13 protein-coding genes are annotated in these 13,734 nt (G+C 40.6%); all 13 read left to right on the forward strand.

Annotation, left to right across the window (positions count from 1 at the left end; genetic code table 11):
* Positions 1 to 51: 51 nt before the first annotated feature.
* The 13 genes from AC3E9F_RS01040 to tig all read left to right on the forward strand — a co-directional run bounded on the left by AC3E9F_RS01040 (position 52) and on the right by tig (position 13,705).
* The gene (locus AC3E9F_RS01040) at positions 52 to 1,230 is read left to right on the forward strand and encodes a THUMP domain-containing class I SAM-dependent RNA methyltransferase (protein WP_263393964.1); all 1,179 of its coding nucleotides are present in this window, start codon (positions 52 to 54) and stop codon (positions 1,228 to 1,230) included.
* Positions 1,223 to 2,668: a cell division site-positioning protein MapZ gene (gene mapZ / locus AC3E9F_RS01045; RefSeq protein WP_263393963.1), complete on the forward strand. Its 1,446-nt coding sequence runs from the start codon at positions 1,223 to 1,225 to the stop codon at positions 2,666 to 2,668. The genes AC3E9F_RS01040 and mapZ overlap by 8 nt, the downstream gene beginning before the upstream one ends.
* A 76-nt stretch (positions 2,669 to 2,744) precedes the next feature.
* On the forward strand, positions 2,745 to 4,169 hold the full coding sequence (gene gnd / locus AC3E9F_RS01050) for an NADP-dependent phosphogluconate dehydrogenase (RefSeq protein WP_263393962.1): 1,425 nt from the start codon (positions 2,745 to 2,747) through the stop codon (positions 4,167 to 4,169).
* An 11-nt stretch (positions 4,170 to 4,180) separates the two neighbouring features.
* Positions 4,181 to 4,870 (forward strand): response regulator transcription factor, encoded by a 690-nt coding sequence (locus AC3E9F_RS01055; RefSeq protein WP_263393961.1) that lies wholly within the window; start codon positions 4,181 to 4,183, stop codon positions 4,868 to 4,870.
* A 94-nt stretch (positions 4,871 to 4,964) separates the two neighbouring features.
* On the forward strand, positions 4,965 to 5,960 hold the full coding sequence (gene cbpF / locus AC3E9F_RS01060) for a choline-binding protein CbpF (RefSeq protein ID WP_263393960.1): 996 nt from the start codon (positions 4,965 to 4,967) through the stop codon (positions 5,958 to 5,960).
* A 122-nt stretch (positions 5,961 to 6,082) separates the two neighbouring features.
* Complete coding sequence (gene mvk, locus AC3E9F_RS01065; RefSeq protein WP_490672690.1) at positions 6,083 to 6,961, forward strand: mevalonate kinase; 879 nt, start codon at positions 6,083 to 6,085, stop codon at positions 6,959 to 6,961.
* Positions 6,943 to 7,896 (forward strand): diphosphomevalonate decarboxylase, encoded by a 954-nt coding sequence (gene mvaD, locus AC3E9F_RS01070; RefSeq protein ID WP_263393958.1) that lies wholly within the window; start codon positions 6,943 to 6,945, stop codon positions 7,894 to 7,896. The genes mvk and mvaD overlap by 19 nt, the downstream gene beginning before the upstream one ends.
* Complete coding sequence (locus AC3E9F_RS01075; protein ID WP_263393957.1) at positions 7,883 to 8,896, forward strand: phosphomevalonate kinase; 1,014 nt, start codon at positions 7,883 to 7,885, stop codon at positions 8,894 to 8,896. Before mvaD ends, AC3E9F_RS01075 begins: the two co-directional genes overlap by 14 nt.
* On the forward strand, positions 8,874 to 9,875 hold the full coding sequence (gene fni / locus AC3E9F_RS01080) for a type 2 isopentenyl-diphosphate Delta-isomerase (protein ID WP_490672691.1): 1,002 nt from the start codon (positions 8,874 to 8,876) through the stop codon (positions 9,873 to 9,875). Before AC3E9F_RS01075 ends, fni begins: the two co-directional genes overlap by 23 nt.
* 98 nt (positions 9,876 to 9,973) lie before the next feature.
* Positions 9,974 to 10,672 carry a cell wall-active antibiotics response protein LiaF gene (liaF, locus tag AC3E9F_RS01085; RefSeq protein ID WP_263393955.1) on the forward strand — a complete coding sequence of 233 codons (699 nt, stop codon included), beginning with the start codon at positions 9,974 to 9,976 and terminating at the stop codon, positions 10,670 to 10,672.
* Positions 10,669 to 11,658 carry an envelope stress sensor histidine kinase LiaS gene (locus tag AC3E9F_RS01090; protein WP_263393954.1) on the forward strand — a complete coding sequence of 330 codons (990 nt, stop codon included), beginning with the start codon at positions 10,669 to 10,671 and terminating at the stop codon, positions 11,656 to 11,658. Before liaF ends, AC3E9F_RS01090 begins: the two co-directional genes overlap by 4 nt.
* Before the next feature lie 18 nt (positions 11,659 to 11,676).
* On the forward strand, positions 11,677 to 12,309 hold the full coding sequence (locus tag AC3E9F_RS01095) for a response regulator transcription factor (RefSeq protein WP_263393953.1): 633 nt from the start codon (positions 11,677 to 11,679) through the stop codon (positions 12,307 to 12,309).
* Between the two features lie 112 nt (positions 12,310 to 12,421).
* Positions 12,422 to 13,705: a trigger factor gene (tig, locus tag AC3E9F_RS01100; RefSeq protein ID WP_263393952.1), complete on the forward strand. Its 1,284-nt coding sequence runs from the start codon at positions 12,422 to 12,424 to the stop codon at positions 13,703 to 13,705.
* The last annotated feature ends 29 nt before the right edge of the window (positions 13,706 to 13,734 follow it).

The following is a 13,734-nucleotide window of genomic DNA, read 5'->3' on the forward strand; positions in this document are numbered from 1 at the left end:
CTCAACCTCATTTTTTAAAGGTGAACAAGAGAAAGGTCTTTAAAGACTGACATGAAACAAACATTTAATTTAATCGCGACTGCTGCAGCAGGCTTAGAGGCTGTTGTGGGTCGGGAAGTGCGTGCACTTGGCTATGACTGTCAAGTTGAGAATGGTCGCGTTCGCTTTGAAGGAGATGTAAAGACAATTATTGAAACCAATTTGTGGCTACGAGCTGCAGATAGGATTAAGATTGTTGTTGGGACTTTTCCTGCAAAAACATTTGAAGAACTTTTTCAAGGAGTTTTTGCCTTAGATTGGGAATACTATTTACCACTTGGAGCGCGTTTTCCAATTTCAAAGGCTAAGTGTGTCAAATCAAAACTTCATAATGAACCTAGTGTTCAAGCTATCTCTAAAAAGGCAGTTGTCAAGAAATTGCAGAAACATTATGCTCGACCAGAAGGCGTTCCCTTGATGGAAAATGGTCCAGAGTTTAAAATAGAGGTTTCAATTCTTAAAGATGTTGCAACTATCATGATTGACACAAGTGGCTCTAGTCTTTTCAAACGAGGTTATCGTACTGAAAAAGGTGGTGCTCCTATTAAAGAGAATATGGCAGCAGCAATTCTGCAATTATCAAACTGGTATCCAGATAAACCTTTGATTGATCCAACCTGTGGTTCAGGAACCTTCTGTATTGAGGCAGCTATGATTGCTCGTAATATGGCGCCAGGCATACGCCGTTCCTTTGCTTTCGAAGAATGGAATTGGGTTAGTGATCGTTTGATTCAGGAGATTCGTACGGAAGCTAGCAAAAAGATTAATCGTGAGATTGAGCTAGACATTATGGGTTGTGATATCGATGGACGCATGGTGGAAATTGCTAAGGCAAATGCTCAGGTAGCGGGGGTTTCTAAGGATATCCACTTTAAGCAGATGCGCCTGCAGGATTTGCGAACAGATAAGATTAATGGAGTTATTATTTCGAATCCACCATATGGGGAACGCTTATCAGATGATGCAGGAGTAACAAAGCTCTATGCAGAGATGGGAGACGTATTTGCACCACTTAAAACCTGGAGTAAATTTATCCTGACCAGTGATGAAGCTTTTGAAAGTAAATACGGTAGTCAGGCAGATAAAAAACGGAAACTCTATAATGGTACTTTGAAAGTTGATTTATATCAATATTTTGGTCAACGAGTGAAAAGACAAGATGTCGAAATAGAAAGGAATGCAAATGAGTAAGAAAAGACGCAATCGCCATCACAAGGATGAGCAAGAATCTAAATTTGAATTTGAAGAGGCTAAAGATTTAACGGTTGGTCAGGCTATTCGTAAGAATGAAGAAGTTGAGGCTGGTGTGACTTCAGATGATACCATCTTGGACAAATATATCAAGCAACACCGTGAAGAAATCGAAGCCGACAAATTTGAAAATTTACAAACGAAAAAAGAGGAGTCTACTCAAAGCTTGGATGATATGATCCAAGAAGTGAGAGAAACTACTGAACAAGAAAATGTCTTAAGTCCGGAAGAGGATGCAATTGCTCTTGCAGTAGCCACAGAGACAACTGAGATTGTTGCTCAAGAAGCTGATGAAGAGGAAACGAGAATTCTCGAGCAACCTTTTAAGGATGAATTGGAAGCTGTTGAAATGACTGAGGTTGATAACTCCGAAGCTGCAGTGGTTTATGAGGAAAATGAAGATCAACTGCAACCCTTGTCTCGTTATGCTCAAACAGATGATCAACCACAAAATAAAAAGAAATGGGCGATTTTATCATCTATTATTTTAGTAGTCCTCTTAATTTTGGGAGGTAGCTATTATGTTTATCGTCAGATTACGCGTTCTTCTCAAGAGCTTCAAACTAAGGCAGCAGATTCAGGCCTGGTAAGCAATCAGTCAGTCTATGAACAATTTAATACGCTCTATGACACATTTTATACTGATGAAAATAAAACAGCTCTTAAAAATAGCCAGTTTAGTCAACTAAATCAATTGAAGGAACTTCTAGACAAACTTGAAGGAGCGAGAGAGTATACTCTTGCCAAATCAAAATACGATAGCTTAGAAACACAAATAAAGGCTATCCAAGAAGTGAATGCTCAATTTGAGACCCCAGCTATTACAGATGGCGTCTTGGATACAAACGCAAAAATCAAAGCGGATGCCAAATTTACGGATATCAAGACTGGTAATACAGAAATTGATAAACTGCTAGATAAAGCAATCAGCCTCGGTAAGAGTCAATTAACAAGTACTACAGCAAGTACCACTTCAACAACAGTTGCTAGCCAGGAAGCTTTAAGTCCAACGACAGAAAGTAGTCCATCTACTTCAACAAACGAGACTGCAGCATCTACAAACGCTGGTTTGTCAAGCGAAGGCGTTAATTTACAACGAAGTGCTAGCCGAGTACCATACAATCAATCTGCTGTGAACGATAGCAGTAATCCTGCATGGAACTTTGCGGATGGTGTTCTTGAAAGAATTCTTGAGACATCCCGTGCGCGTGGATATATCTCCGGCAACCAGTATATCTTGGAACGTGTAAACATTGTGAATGGCAATGGATATTATAATCTTTATAAACCAGATGGAACTTATCTCTTCACTCTAAACTGTAAGACAGGATACTTTGTGGGGAATGGTGCCGGACATGCGGATGATTTAGACTACTAATCCAATCGTTATAAAATTCTTTCTTTTCACAAATAAACATGATAAAATAAAACATATTAAACAAGAGGAGTGTCACATGACAAAAGCTAACTTTGGTGTTGTGGGTATGGCCGTAATGGGTCGTAACCTTGCCCTTAATATTGAATCTCGTGGCTATACAGTTGCCATTTATAACCGTAGTAAAGAAAAAACAGAAGATGTAATTGCTAGCCACCCTGATAAAAACTTCGTGCCAAGCTATGATATTGAAAGCTTCGTAAACTCAATCGAAAAGCCACGCCGTATCATGCTCATGGTTCAAGCTGGACCTGGTACAGATGCAACCATTCAAGCCCTTCTTCCACACTTGGATAAAGGCGACATCTTGATTGACGGAGGAAACACTTTCTACAAAGATACCATCCGTCGTAACGAAGAGTTGGCAAACTCTGGAATCAACTTTATCGGTACTGGTGTCTCTGGTGGTGAAAAAGGTGCCCTTGAAGGTCCTTCTATCATGCCTGGTGGACAAAAAGAAGCTTATGAATTGGTAGCAGATGTTCTTGAAGAAATCTCTGCAAAAGCACCAGAAGATGGCAAACCATGTGTGACTTACATCGGTCCTGATGGAGCTGGTCACTACGTGAAAATGGTCCACAACGGTATCGAGTACGGTGATATGCAATTAATCGCTGAAAGCTATGATTTGATGCAACACTTACTTGGCCTTTCAGCTCAAGATATGGCTGAAATCTTTACTGAGTGGAACAAGGGAGAATTGGACAGCTACTTGATCGAAATCACTGCTGACATTCTTGGACGCAAAGATGATGAAGGTCAAGATGGACCAATCGTAGACTACATCCTTGATGCTGCAGGAAACAAGGGAACTGGTAAATGGACGAGTCAATCAGCGCTTGACCTTGGCGTGCCATTGTCACTCATTACGGAATCAGTATTTGCACGTTACATTTCTACTTATAAAGAAGAACGTGTACACGCTAGCAAGGTGCTTCCAAAACCAGCTGCTTTCAAATTTGAAGGAGATAAGGCTGAGTTGATCGAAAAGATCCGTCAAGCCCTTTACTTCTCAAAAATCATTTCTTACGCACAAGGTTTTGCGCAATTGCGTGTAGCTTCTAAAGAAAATAACTGGAACTTGCCATTTGCAGATATCGCATCTATCTGGCGCGCTGGATGTATCATCCGTTCTCGTTTCTTGCAAAAGATTACAGATGCTTACAGCCGTGATGCAGATCTTGCCAACCTTCTTTTGGATGAGTACTTCTTGGATGTAACAGCTAAGTACCAACAATCTGTTCGTGATATTGTTGCTCTTGCGGTTCAAGCTGGTGTACCAGTACCAACCTTCTCAGCAGCCATTACTTACTTTGATAGCTACCGTTCAGCTGACCTTCCAGCGAACTTGATCCAAGCACAACGTGATTACTTTGGTGCCCACACATACCAACGTAAAGACAAAGAAGGAACATTCCACTACTCTTGGTATGACGAAAAATAAGTAGGTCAGCCATGGGGAAACGGATTTTATTACTTGAGAAAGAAAGAAATCTAGCTCATTTTTTAAGTCTGGAACTCCAAAAAGAGCAATACCGAGTTGATCAGGTAGAAGAGAGCAAAAATGCTCTTTCCATGGCTCTTCAGACAGACTATGACTTGATTTTACTGAATGCTCATTTAGGGGATATGACAGCCCAGGATTTTGCAGAAAAGCTGAGTCGGACAAAACCAGCTTCAGTGATCATGGTTTTGGACCACCGAGAAGAGTTACAAAACCAACTTGAAACTATCCGGCGTTTTGCTGTTTCATACATCTATAAGCCAGTGATTATAGAAAATTTGGTCGAACGAATTTCAGCCATTTTTCGAGGTCGGGACTTCATTGACCAACATTGTAGTCAGATGAAAGTTCCAACATCCTATCGTAATCTGCGTATGGATGTTGAACATCATACTGTCTATCGTGGTGATGAGATGATTGCTTTGACACGCCGGGAATATGATCTTTTAGCGACCCTTATGGGAAGCAAGAAGGTTTTAACTCGTGAGCAATTGTTGGAAAGTGTTTGGAAGTATGAAAGTGCGACCGAAACCAATATCGTGGATGTTTATATCCGTTATCTACGTAGTAAACTTGACGTAAAAGGTCAAAAAAGTTATATCAAAACAGTTCGTGGTGTGGGTTACACCATGCAAGAATAGAAAAGCAGTTGCAGAAATGCAACTGTTTTTTTGAGGATTGTATATATTGACATGTAGTTTAGTCTTTGCTACAATTGTTTTGGAGGAAACACGTATGAATTTTTTGAAAAAAATGATGCAAGTTAGCCTAACAGTCTTTTTCTTTGGTCTGTTAGCAACAAATACAGTATTTGCGGATGATGCTGATTCAGAAGGTTGGCAATTTGTCCAAGAAAATGGTAGAACCTACTACAAGAAGGGGGAACTCAAAGAAACCTACTGGCGAGTGATTGATGGTAAGTACTATTATTTTGATCCTTTATCTGGAGAGATGGTTGTCGGCTGGCAATATATACCTGCTCCACACAAAGGGGTTACGATTGGTTCTTCTCTAAGGCAAGATATTGCTTTTAGACCAGATTGGTTTTACTTTGGTCAAGATGGGGTACTACAAGAATTTGTTGGTAAGCAAGTTTTAGAAGCAAAAACTGCTACAAATACCAACAAACATCATGGGGAACAATATGATAGCTCAGCCGAAAAACGTGTTTATTATTTTACAGATCAGAATAGTTATCACACCTTAAAAACCGGTTGGGTTCATGATGAGGGGTACTGGTATTATTTACAGAAGGATGGTGGCTTTGATTCTCGCATTAACAGATTGACTGTTGGGGAACTCGCACGTGGCTGGATCAATGATAACTCAACTTGGTACTATCTAGATCCAACAACTGCTACAATGCAAACGGGTTGGCAATATCTTGGTAACAAGTGGTACTATCTTCGTTCATCAGGAGCTATGGCAACTGGCTGGTACCAAGACGGCTCAACTTGGTATTATCTTGATGCTGAAAATGGGGATATGAAGATAGGTTGGGCTTCTATCAATGGCTATTGGTATTACCTCCGTTCATCAGGAGCTATTGCGACAGGTTGGCTTCAAGATGGCTCAACTTGGTACTATCTCAATGCAAGCAATGGCGATATGATGACAGGCTGGTTCCAAGTTAATGGGAAATGGTACTATGCCTATAGTTCAGGTGCCCTAGCTGTGAATACTACAGTAGATGGCTACTACGTCAACTATAATGGCGAGTGGGTCCAGTAATGAAAACAAGCGATTGTGAAGGAAACAATCGCTTTTTTTGTGAAAATATAATAAAATAGAAAGGAATAAAGTTCTAAAATTTTATCTAGAAAAAGACGATTTTCGTCTGATAGTAGGATTAAATGACAAAAGAAGTTGGTGTCGGTCAGGCACATAGTAAAATTATTTTAATAGGAGAGCATGCAGTAGTTTATGGCTATCCAGCCATCTCTTTGCCTCTTTTAGAGGTTGAAGTGACCTGTCGGGTTGTACCGGCAACGACACCATGGCGCCTTTTTGAAGAGGATACCTTGTCCATGGCAGTTTATGCTTCCCTCGAGTATCTGAATATCAAAGATGCTTACATCCGTTGCCAAATTGACTCTGCTATTCCGGAAAAGCGAGGGATGGGTTCTTCAGCAGCTATTAGCATTGCAGCTATTCGTGCGGTATTTGATTATTTTGAAGCAGAACTTCCGCATGATGTGTTAGAAATTCTGGTCAATCGCGCTGAGATGATTGCCCATATGAATCCTAGTGGATTGGATGCTAAGACCTGCCTTAGTGACCAGCCTATTCGTTTTATCAAGAATGTTGGTTTTGAAGAATTAGCTATGGACTTGTCTGCTTATCTGATTATTGCAGATACAGGAGTCTATGGACACACTCGTGAAGCTATTCAAGTTGTAGAGAGCAAGGGTAAGGAAGCTTTACCTTTCTTGTATGCACTTGGAGAGTTGACCCGTCAAGCAGAAGAAGCAATAAAGACAAGAGATGCCGTGATGCTGGGAGAGATTTTAACAAAAGCACATGGAAATTTAAAAGAAATAGGAGTTAGTAGCCTCGAGGCAGATGCCTTGGTTGAAACTGCTCTTCAACATGGAGCTTTAGGTGCTAAGATGAGTGGTGGTGGTTTAGGTGGCTGTATCATAGCCTTAGTAGCGGACTATCACCAAGCTCAAGATTTAGCTGAAAGATTAGAAGAGAAAGGAGCTGTTCAGACATGGATCGAAAGCCTGTAACAGTACGTTCCTATGCCAATATTGCTATTATTAAATATTGGGGAAAGAAAGCAGAAAAAGAGATGGTTCCTGCGACTAGCAGTATCTCTCTGACTTTAGAAAATATGTATACGGAGACGACACTTTCTCCTTTACCAGCAGATGCAAAGGCGGATGCCTTTTACATCAATGGTCAGTTGCAAAACGAAGCTGAGCATGCCAAGATGCGTAAAATCATTGACCGCTACCGTCCTGAAGGAGCAGGGTTTGTTCGTATCGATACTAAGAACAATATGCCAACAGCAGCAGGCCTTTCTTCAAGTTCCAGTGGTTTATCTGCCTTGGTCAAAGCTTGTAATGCATATTTCCAACTTGGACTGAATCGCAGAGAATTGGCCTTGGAAGCTAAGTTTGCATCGGGTTCTTCATCTCGTAGTTTTTATGGCCCCTTGGCAGCCTGGGACAAGGATAGTGGAGAGATCTATCCTGTCGAAACTGACTTGAAACTCGCTATGATTATGTTGGTCTTGGAAGACCAGAAAAAACCAATCTCTAGTCGAGATGGGATGAAGCTCTGTGTGGAGACTTCGACAACTTTTGATGAGTGGATTCGTCAATCTGAACAAGATTACAAGGATATGTTAGTCTACCTCAAGGAAAATGACTTTAAGAAAGTTGGAGAATTGACAGAGAAGAACGCGTTAGCTATGCATGCTACGACAAAAACTGCAACTCCATCCTTCTCTTATCTGACAGATGCTAGTTATGAGGCTATGGATTTTGTTCGTCAGCTTAGAGAACAAGGAGAATCTTGCTACTTTACCATGGATGCGGGCCCTAATGTCAAGGTTCTTTGCTTGGAAGAGGACTTGGAACATTTATCAGAACTTTTAGGTCAACGCTATCGCTTAATCGTTTCAAAAACAAAGGATTTGAGCCAAGATGACGATTGTTAAAACTTGTGGGAAGCTCTATTGGGCTGGTGAGTATGCCATTTTAGAGCCAGGACAATTAGCGCTAATCAAGGCTATTCCCATCTATATGACGGCTGAGATTAAAGCGTCTAATGATTATCGTCTTTACTCAGATATGTTTACCTATAGTGTGGACATGAGACCAGATTCTTCTTATGCCTTGATTCAAGAAACAGTTGCCTTGGTGGAGGAGTATCTAACTGCCCAAGGAGTTGAACTGCATCCTTTTTCTTTAGACATTCGTGGGAAAATGGAGCGTGAGGGGAAGAAGTTTGGTCTGGGTTCTAGTGGTAGTGTAGTTGTCTTGGTTATCAAGGCCATGCTTGCCTTCTATGAAAGATTAGCTGACAGAGAACTCTTGTTTAAATTGGCGAGTGCTGTACTTCTTAAACGTGGGGACAACGGCTCCATGGGGGACATTGCCTGTATCGTATCAGAAGATCTAGTCCTCTATCAATCTTTTGATCGTAAGAAAGTGGCACATTGGCTAGAAAAGGAAGAATTGCAGGCTGTATTAGGTCGTGAGTGGGGCTTTTCGATTGCGAACGTTGAACCGGCCTTGAAATTTGATTTTCTGGTTGCTTGGACCAAGGAAGTGGCTGTATCAAGTCATATGGTCAAGCAAATCAAGGATAATATGAACTCTAGCTTTTTACAGGCTTCAAAAGAAACAGTAGCTAACTTGGTAAAGGCTTTGGAGGTAGGTCAAGAAGAAACCATTATTGACTTGCTGGAACAAGCCAGCCAACTTTTAGAAGGCTTGAGTTCAGATATTTACACACCTTTGCTAAGGCAATTAAAAAATGCCAGCCGAGACTTGAAAGCTGTTGCTAAGAGTAGTGGTGCTGGTGGAGGAGACTGTGGGATTGCACTTAGCTTTGACCAAGATTCAACCACATTACTGAAAAAACGCTGGGCTGATTTAGGAATTGAGCTCTTATATCAAGAAAGGATGGGACATGACGATAAATCGGAAGGATGAACACATCCGCTATGCCCTTGAACAAAACAGTACTTATAATAGTTTTGATGAAGTGGAGTTGATCCACTCCTCGCTACCCTTATATGACTTAGATGAAATTGATCTTTCGACAGAATTTGCTGGTCGAAAATGGGATTTCCCCTTTTATATCAATGCTATGACAGGTGGGAGTGACAAGGGGAGAGAAATCAATCAAAAATTGGCCCAGGTGGCAGAGGCTTGTGGAATTTTATTTGTAACAGGTTCCTACAGTGCTGCTCTTAAGGATCCTTCAGATGACTCTTTTTCAGTCAAAACTAGTTACCCTGACCTCCTTCTTGGAACCAATATTGGTTTAGACAAACCTGTAGAACTAGGATTACAAACAGTAAAAGAGATGAATCCCCTTCTCTTGCAAGTTCATGTTAATGTCATGCAGGAATTACTCATGCCAGAGGGTGAACGTCAATTTAGATTATGGCAGCATAATCTTTCAGATTATGCTAATCAGATTTCTGTGCCACTTGTTTTAAAAGAAGTCGGCTTTGGCATGGATGTGAATACCATTGCTAAGGCTTATGAGATGGGAATACGAACAGTTGATTTGTCTGGTCGTGGCGGGACCAGCTTTGCTTATATTGAAAACCGTCGCAGTGGTCAACGTGACTACCTCAATGATTGGGGTCAATCGACCATGCAGGCTCTTCTGAATGCCCAAGACTGGAAAGACAAGATGGAACTGTTGGTTAGTGGGGGAGTTCGCAATCCACTAGATATCATCAAATGCTTGGTCTTTGGAGCCAAGGCAGTTGGTCTATCACGCACGATGTTAGAGCTGGTTGAAAATTACTCTGTTAATGTCGTTATTTCCATTGTTGAAGGATGGAAGGAAGAACTACGCTTGATTATGTGTGCCCTTAATTGTGCAAGGATTGAGGACTTGCAAGAGGTCGACTATCTCCTGTATGGAAAATTAAAAGAAGCAAAAGATCAAATGTAAGGAAAGAGATCGGGATTATAGTCCCGGTCTCTTTATCATTCCTCAGACTGATGTGACTTTTGGGATTTGTGATAAAATAAAATAGAGAGGACGGTTACATGAGAAAATTTCAAATTTTTCTATTTATTGAAGCTTGTTTATTGACAGGAGCTCTGATTATGATGGTATCAGAGCATTTTTCCCGTTTTCTACTGATCTTGCTCTTGTTTTTACTGCTGATTCGATACTATACTGGAAGACAGGGCAATAACCTCATATTAGTGGCAGTGAGCATCCTATTTTTCTTTATTATCATGCTCAATCCCTTTGTTATTTTAGCTATCTTTGTGGCCTTGATATACAGCCTTTTCTTGCTTTATCCCATGATGAATCAAGAAAGAGAAGATACCAACCTAGTCTTTGAAGATGTCATAACTGTAAAGAGGGAGAAAAATCGTTGGTTTGGAAATCTTCATCACTTCTCAAGCTACCAGACCTGTCGTTTTGATGATATTAATCTCTTTCGTCTTATGGGGAAAGATACTATTCATTTGGAGCATGTGATTTTGAGCAATCATGACAATGTCATCATCTTGAGAAAACTAGTAGGTACGACAAGAATTATCGTACCAGTGGATGTAGAAGTCAGCCTTAGTGTCAATTCTCTGTATGGAGATTTAACCTTCTTTGACCAGCCTAAGCGTGCTTTACGCAATGAACAATTCCATCAAGAAACCAGAGACTATCTCAAGAGTCCTAAGAGTGTTAAGATTTTCTTAACAACCATGGTTGGAGATGTTGAGGTGGTGAGAGGATGAAAAAACAACCCTATATTTTAATTGGACTCACCTCTGTTCTCTTTGTCGCTTTTCTATTTCGAAGTATTTTTAAGGTCTTAGATTTGGAGTGGACTTCTCTTTTCCAAGATATAGAGAAGACAGAAAAAGTCCTATTTCTAGCTTTGATGTTTAGTCTTGCTCTAGCCTTTTTATTAGTCCTATTTTGGACAATGGTTGACGAAATTTCAAGAAGAAGAATCCAAGCAAATCTTAAAAATCTGCTGACTGGTAAAGATATTAAAAGTCTTGGGGATGCCGACTTAGACGCAAGTTTTAAAAATTTATCAGGCAAGTTTGCTTTGTTGACAGAAGCTATTCAAAAAGCAGATAATCAAGTCTTGGTCAAGGAAGAGCAGGTTATTGAAAAGGAGCGCAAGCGAATTGCGCGTGACTTGCACGACACAGTTAGTCAGGAAATTTTTGCGGCCCATATGATGTTATCAGGACTCAGTCAACAAGCTTCCAGATTAGACAAAGAGAAGATGCAGACACAACTCCAGAGTGTGACAGCTATTTTGGAGACAGCCCAAAGAGATTTACGTATTCTACTTTTACATTTACGACCAATCGAACTGGAACAAAAGAGTCTGGTTGAGGGGATTCAGTTGCTTCTCAAAGAATTGGAAGAAAAAAGTGAACTCAAAGTCAGCTTTAAACATCAGGTAGACCAACTACCTAAAAAGATTGAGGAGCATGTCTTTCGTATCGTCCAAGAATTGTTCAGTAATACGCTTCGTCATGCCCAGGCTTCTTGTCTGGATGTTTATCTTTATCAAACGGAAACAGAGTTGCAGTTAAAGGTAGTAGACAATGGTCGTGGCTTTCAGCTAGGTGATGTTGATGAACTTAGCTATGGACTAAGGAATATCAAAGAACGAGTGGAAGATATGGCGGGGACCATCCAACTATTAACAGCGCCCAAGCAGGGGTTGGCAGTGGATATTCGTATACCCTTGCTGGATTGATGAACAAAAGGAAATAAAATGAAACTATTATTAGTAGATGACCACCAAATGGTGCGTCTTGGTTTAAAAAGTTATTTTGAATTACAAGATGGTGTAGAAGTTGTTGGAGAGGCAACTAATGGAGCCGAAGGAATTGCAATGGCTTTAGATCTTCGCCCCGATGTGATTGTGATGGATATTGTGATGCCAGAAGTCAACGGGATTGACGCAACCCTAGCTATTCTCAAAGAATGGCCAGAGGCTAAAATCTTGATAGTGACCTCTTACCTAGACAATGAAAAAATCATGCCAGTCTTAAATGCTGGGGCTAAAGGCTATATGCTCAAGACATCAAGTGCCGATGAATTGTTTCATGCTGTTCAAAAGGTGGCAGCTGGAGAAATAGCTATTGAACAAGAGGTGAGCAAGAAGGTCGAATACCACCGCAATCATATGGAACTTCACGAAGAATTAACTGCGCGAGAACGCGATGTCCTTCAACTGATTGCCAAGGGTTATGAAAATCAGCGCATTGCAGATGAGCTCTTTATCTCCCTAAAGACAGTCAAGACCCATGTCTCCAATATCCTAGCCAAACTTGAGGTCAGTGATCGTACCCAGGCAGCAGTTTATGCTTTTCAACATCATTTGGTGGCTTCTGATGAATTTTAAGGGATATAGGATGTAACTGAAGCATGGACGAAAAGCGCATCCATTACTTGAAAAAGTTCGCTACTATATGGTATAATGGACTGTATTAAAAATTTTAAGGAGAAATGACAGAATGTCTGTATCATTTGAAAACAAAGAAACAAACCGTGGTGTCTTGACTTTCACTATCTCTCAAGACCAAATCAAACCAGAATTGGACCGTGTATTTAACTCAGTAAAGAAAACTCTTAACGTTCCAGGTTTCCGCAAAGGTCACCTTCCACGTCCTATCTTCGACCAAAAATTTGGTGAAGAAGCACTTTACCAAGATGCAATGAACGCTCTTTTGCCAGACGCTTATGAAGCAGCTGTTAAAGAAGCTGGTCTTGAAGTAGTTGCTCAACCAAAAATTGACGTAACTTCTATGGAAAAAGGTCAAGATTGGGTTATCACTGCTGAAGTTGTTACAAAACCTGAAGTAAAATTGGGTGAATACAAAAACCTTGAAGTATCAGTTGATGTAGATAAAGAAGTAACTGACGCTGATGTTGAAGAGCGTATCGAACGTGAACGCAACAACTTGGCTGAATTGGTGATCAAAGAAGGTGCTGCTGAAAACGGCGACACTGTTGTTATCGACTTTGTTGGTTCTATCGACGGTGTTGAATTTGACGGCGGAAAAGGTGAAAACTTCTCACTTGGACTTGGTTCAGGTCAATTCATCCCTGGTTTCGAAGACCAATTAGTTGGACATTCAGCTGGTGAAACTGTTGACGTTATCGTAACATTCCCAGAAGACTACCAAGCAGAAGACCTTGCTGGTAAAGAAGCTAAATTCGTAACAACTATCCACGAAGTTAAAGCTAAAGAAGTTCCAGCTCTTGACGATGAACTTGCAAAAGATATCGATGAAGAAGTTGAAACACTTGCTGAATTGAAAGAAAAATACCGCAAGGAATTGGCTGCTGCTAAAGAAGAAGCATACAAAGATGCCGTTGAAGGTGCAGCAATTGATAAAGCTGTAGAAAACGCTGAAATCGTAGAACTTCCAGAAGAAATGATCCACGAAGAAGTTCACCGTTCAGTAAACGAATTCCTAGGAAACTTGCAACGTCAAGGTATCAACCCAGACATGTATTTCCAAATCACTGGAACTACTCAAGAAGACCTTCACAAACAATACGAAGCAGAAGCTGAGTCACGCACGAAGACAAACCTTGTTATCGAAGCAGTTGCGAAAGCTGAAGGATTTGACGCTACTGAAGAAGAAATCCAAAAAGAAATCGAGCAATTGGCTGCAGATTACAACATGGAAGTTGCCCAAGTACAAAGCTTGCTTTCAGCAGACATGTTGAAACACGATATCACAATCAAGAAAGCTGTTGAATTGATCACAAGCACTGCAACAGTAAAATAATCTGAAAAGATAAAAAACCACCGGATCGG

The organism is Streptococcus sp. SCPM-O-B-15277 (M60) (assembly GCF_058200335.1).

Excerpts from the sequence above, each read along its gene's own strand:
- AC3E9F_RS01040 (WP_263393964.1), top strand. The coding sequence starts at position 52 with ATGAAACAAACATTTAATTTAATCGCGACTGCTGCAGCAGGCTTAGAG.
- mapZ (WP_263393963.1), top strand. The coding sequence starts at position 1,223 with ATGAGTAAGAAAAGACGCAATCGCCATCACAAGGATGAGCAAGAATCT.
- gnd (WP_263393962.1), top strand. The coding sequence starts at position 2,745 with ATGACAAAAGCTAACTTTGGTGTTGTGGGTATGGCCGTAATGGGTCGT.
- AC3E9F_RS01055 (WP_263393961.1), top strand. The coding sequence starts at position 4,181 with ATGGGGAAACGGATTTTATTACTTGAGAAAGAAAGAAATCTAGCTCAT.
- cbpF (WP_263393960.1), top strand. The coding sequence starts at position 4,965 with ATGAATTTTTTGAAAAAAATGATGCAAGTTAGCCTAACAGTCTTTTTC.
- mvk (WP_490672690.1), top strand. The coding sequence starts at position 6,083 with ATGACAAAAGAAGTTGGTGTCGGTCAGGCACATAGTAAAATTATTTTA.
- mvaD (WP_263393958.1), top strand. The coding sequence starts at position 6,943 with ATGGATCGAAAGCCTGTAACAGTACGTTCCTATGCCAATATTGCTATT.
- AC3E9F_RS01075 (WP_263393957.1), top strand. The coding sequence starts at position 7,883 with ATGACGATTGTTAAAACTTGTGGGAAGCTCTATTGGGCTGGTGAGTAT.
- fni (WP_490672691.1), top strand. The coding sequence starts at position 8,874 with ATGACGATAAATCGGAAGGATGAACACATCCGCTATGCCCTTGAACAA.
- liaF (WP_263393955.1), top strand. The coding sequence starts at position 9,974 with ATGAGAAAATTTCAAATTTTTCTATTTATTGAAGCTTGTTTATTGACA.
- AC3E9F_RS01090 (WP_263393954.1), top strand. The coding sequence starts at position 10,669 with ATGAAAAAACAACCCTATATTTTAATTGGACTCACCTCTGTTCTCTTT.
- AC3E9F_RS01095 (WP_263393953.1), top strand. The coding sequence starts at position 11,677 with ATGAAACTATTATTAGTAGATGACCACCAAATGGTGCGTCTTGGTTTA.
- tig (WP_263393952.1), top strand. The coding sequence starts at position 12,422 with ATGTCTGTATCATTTGAAAACAAAGAAACAAACCGTGGTGTCTTGACT.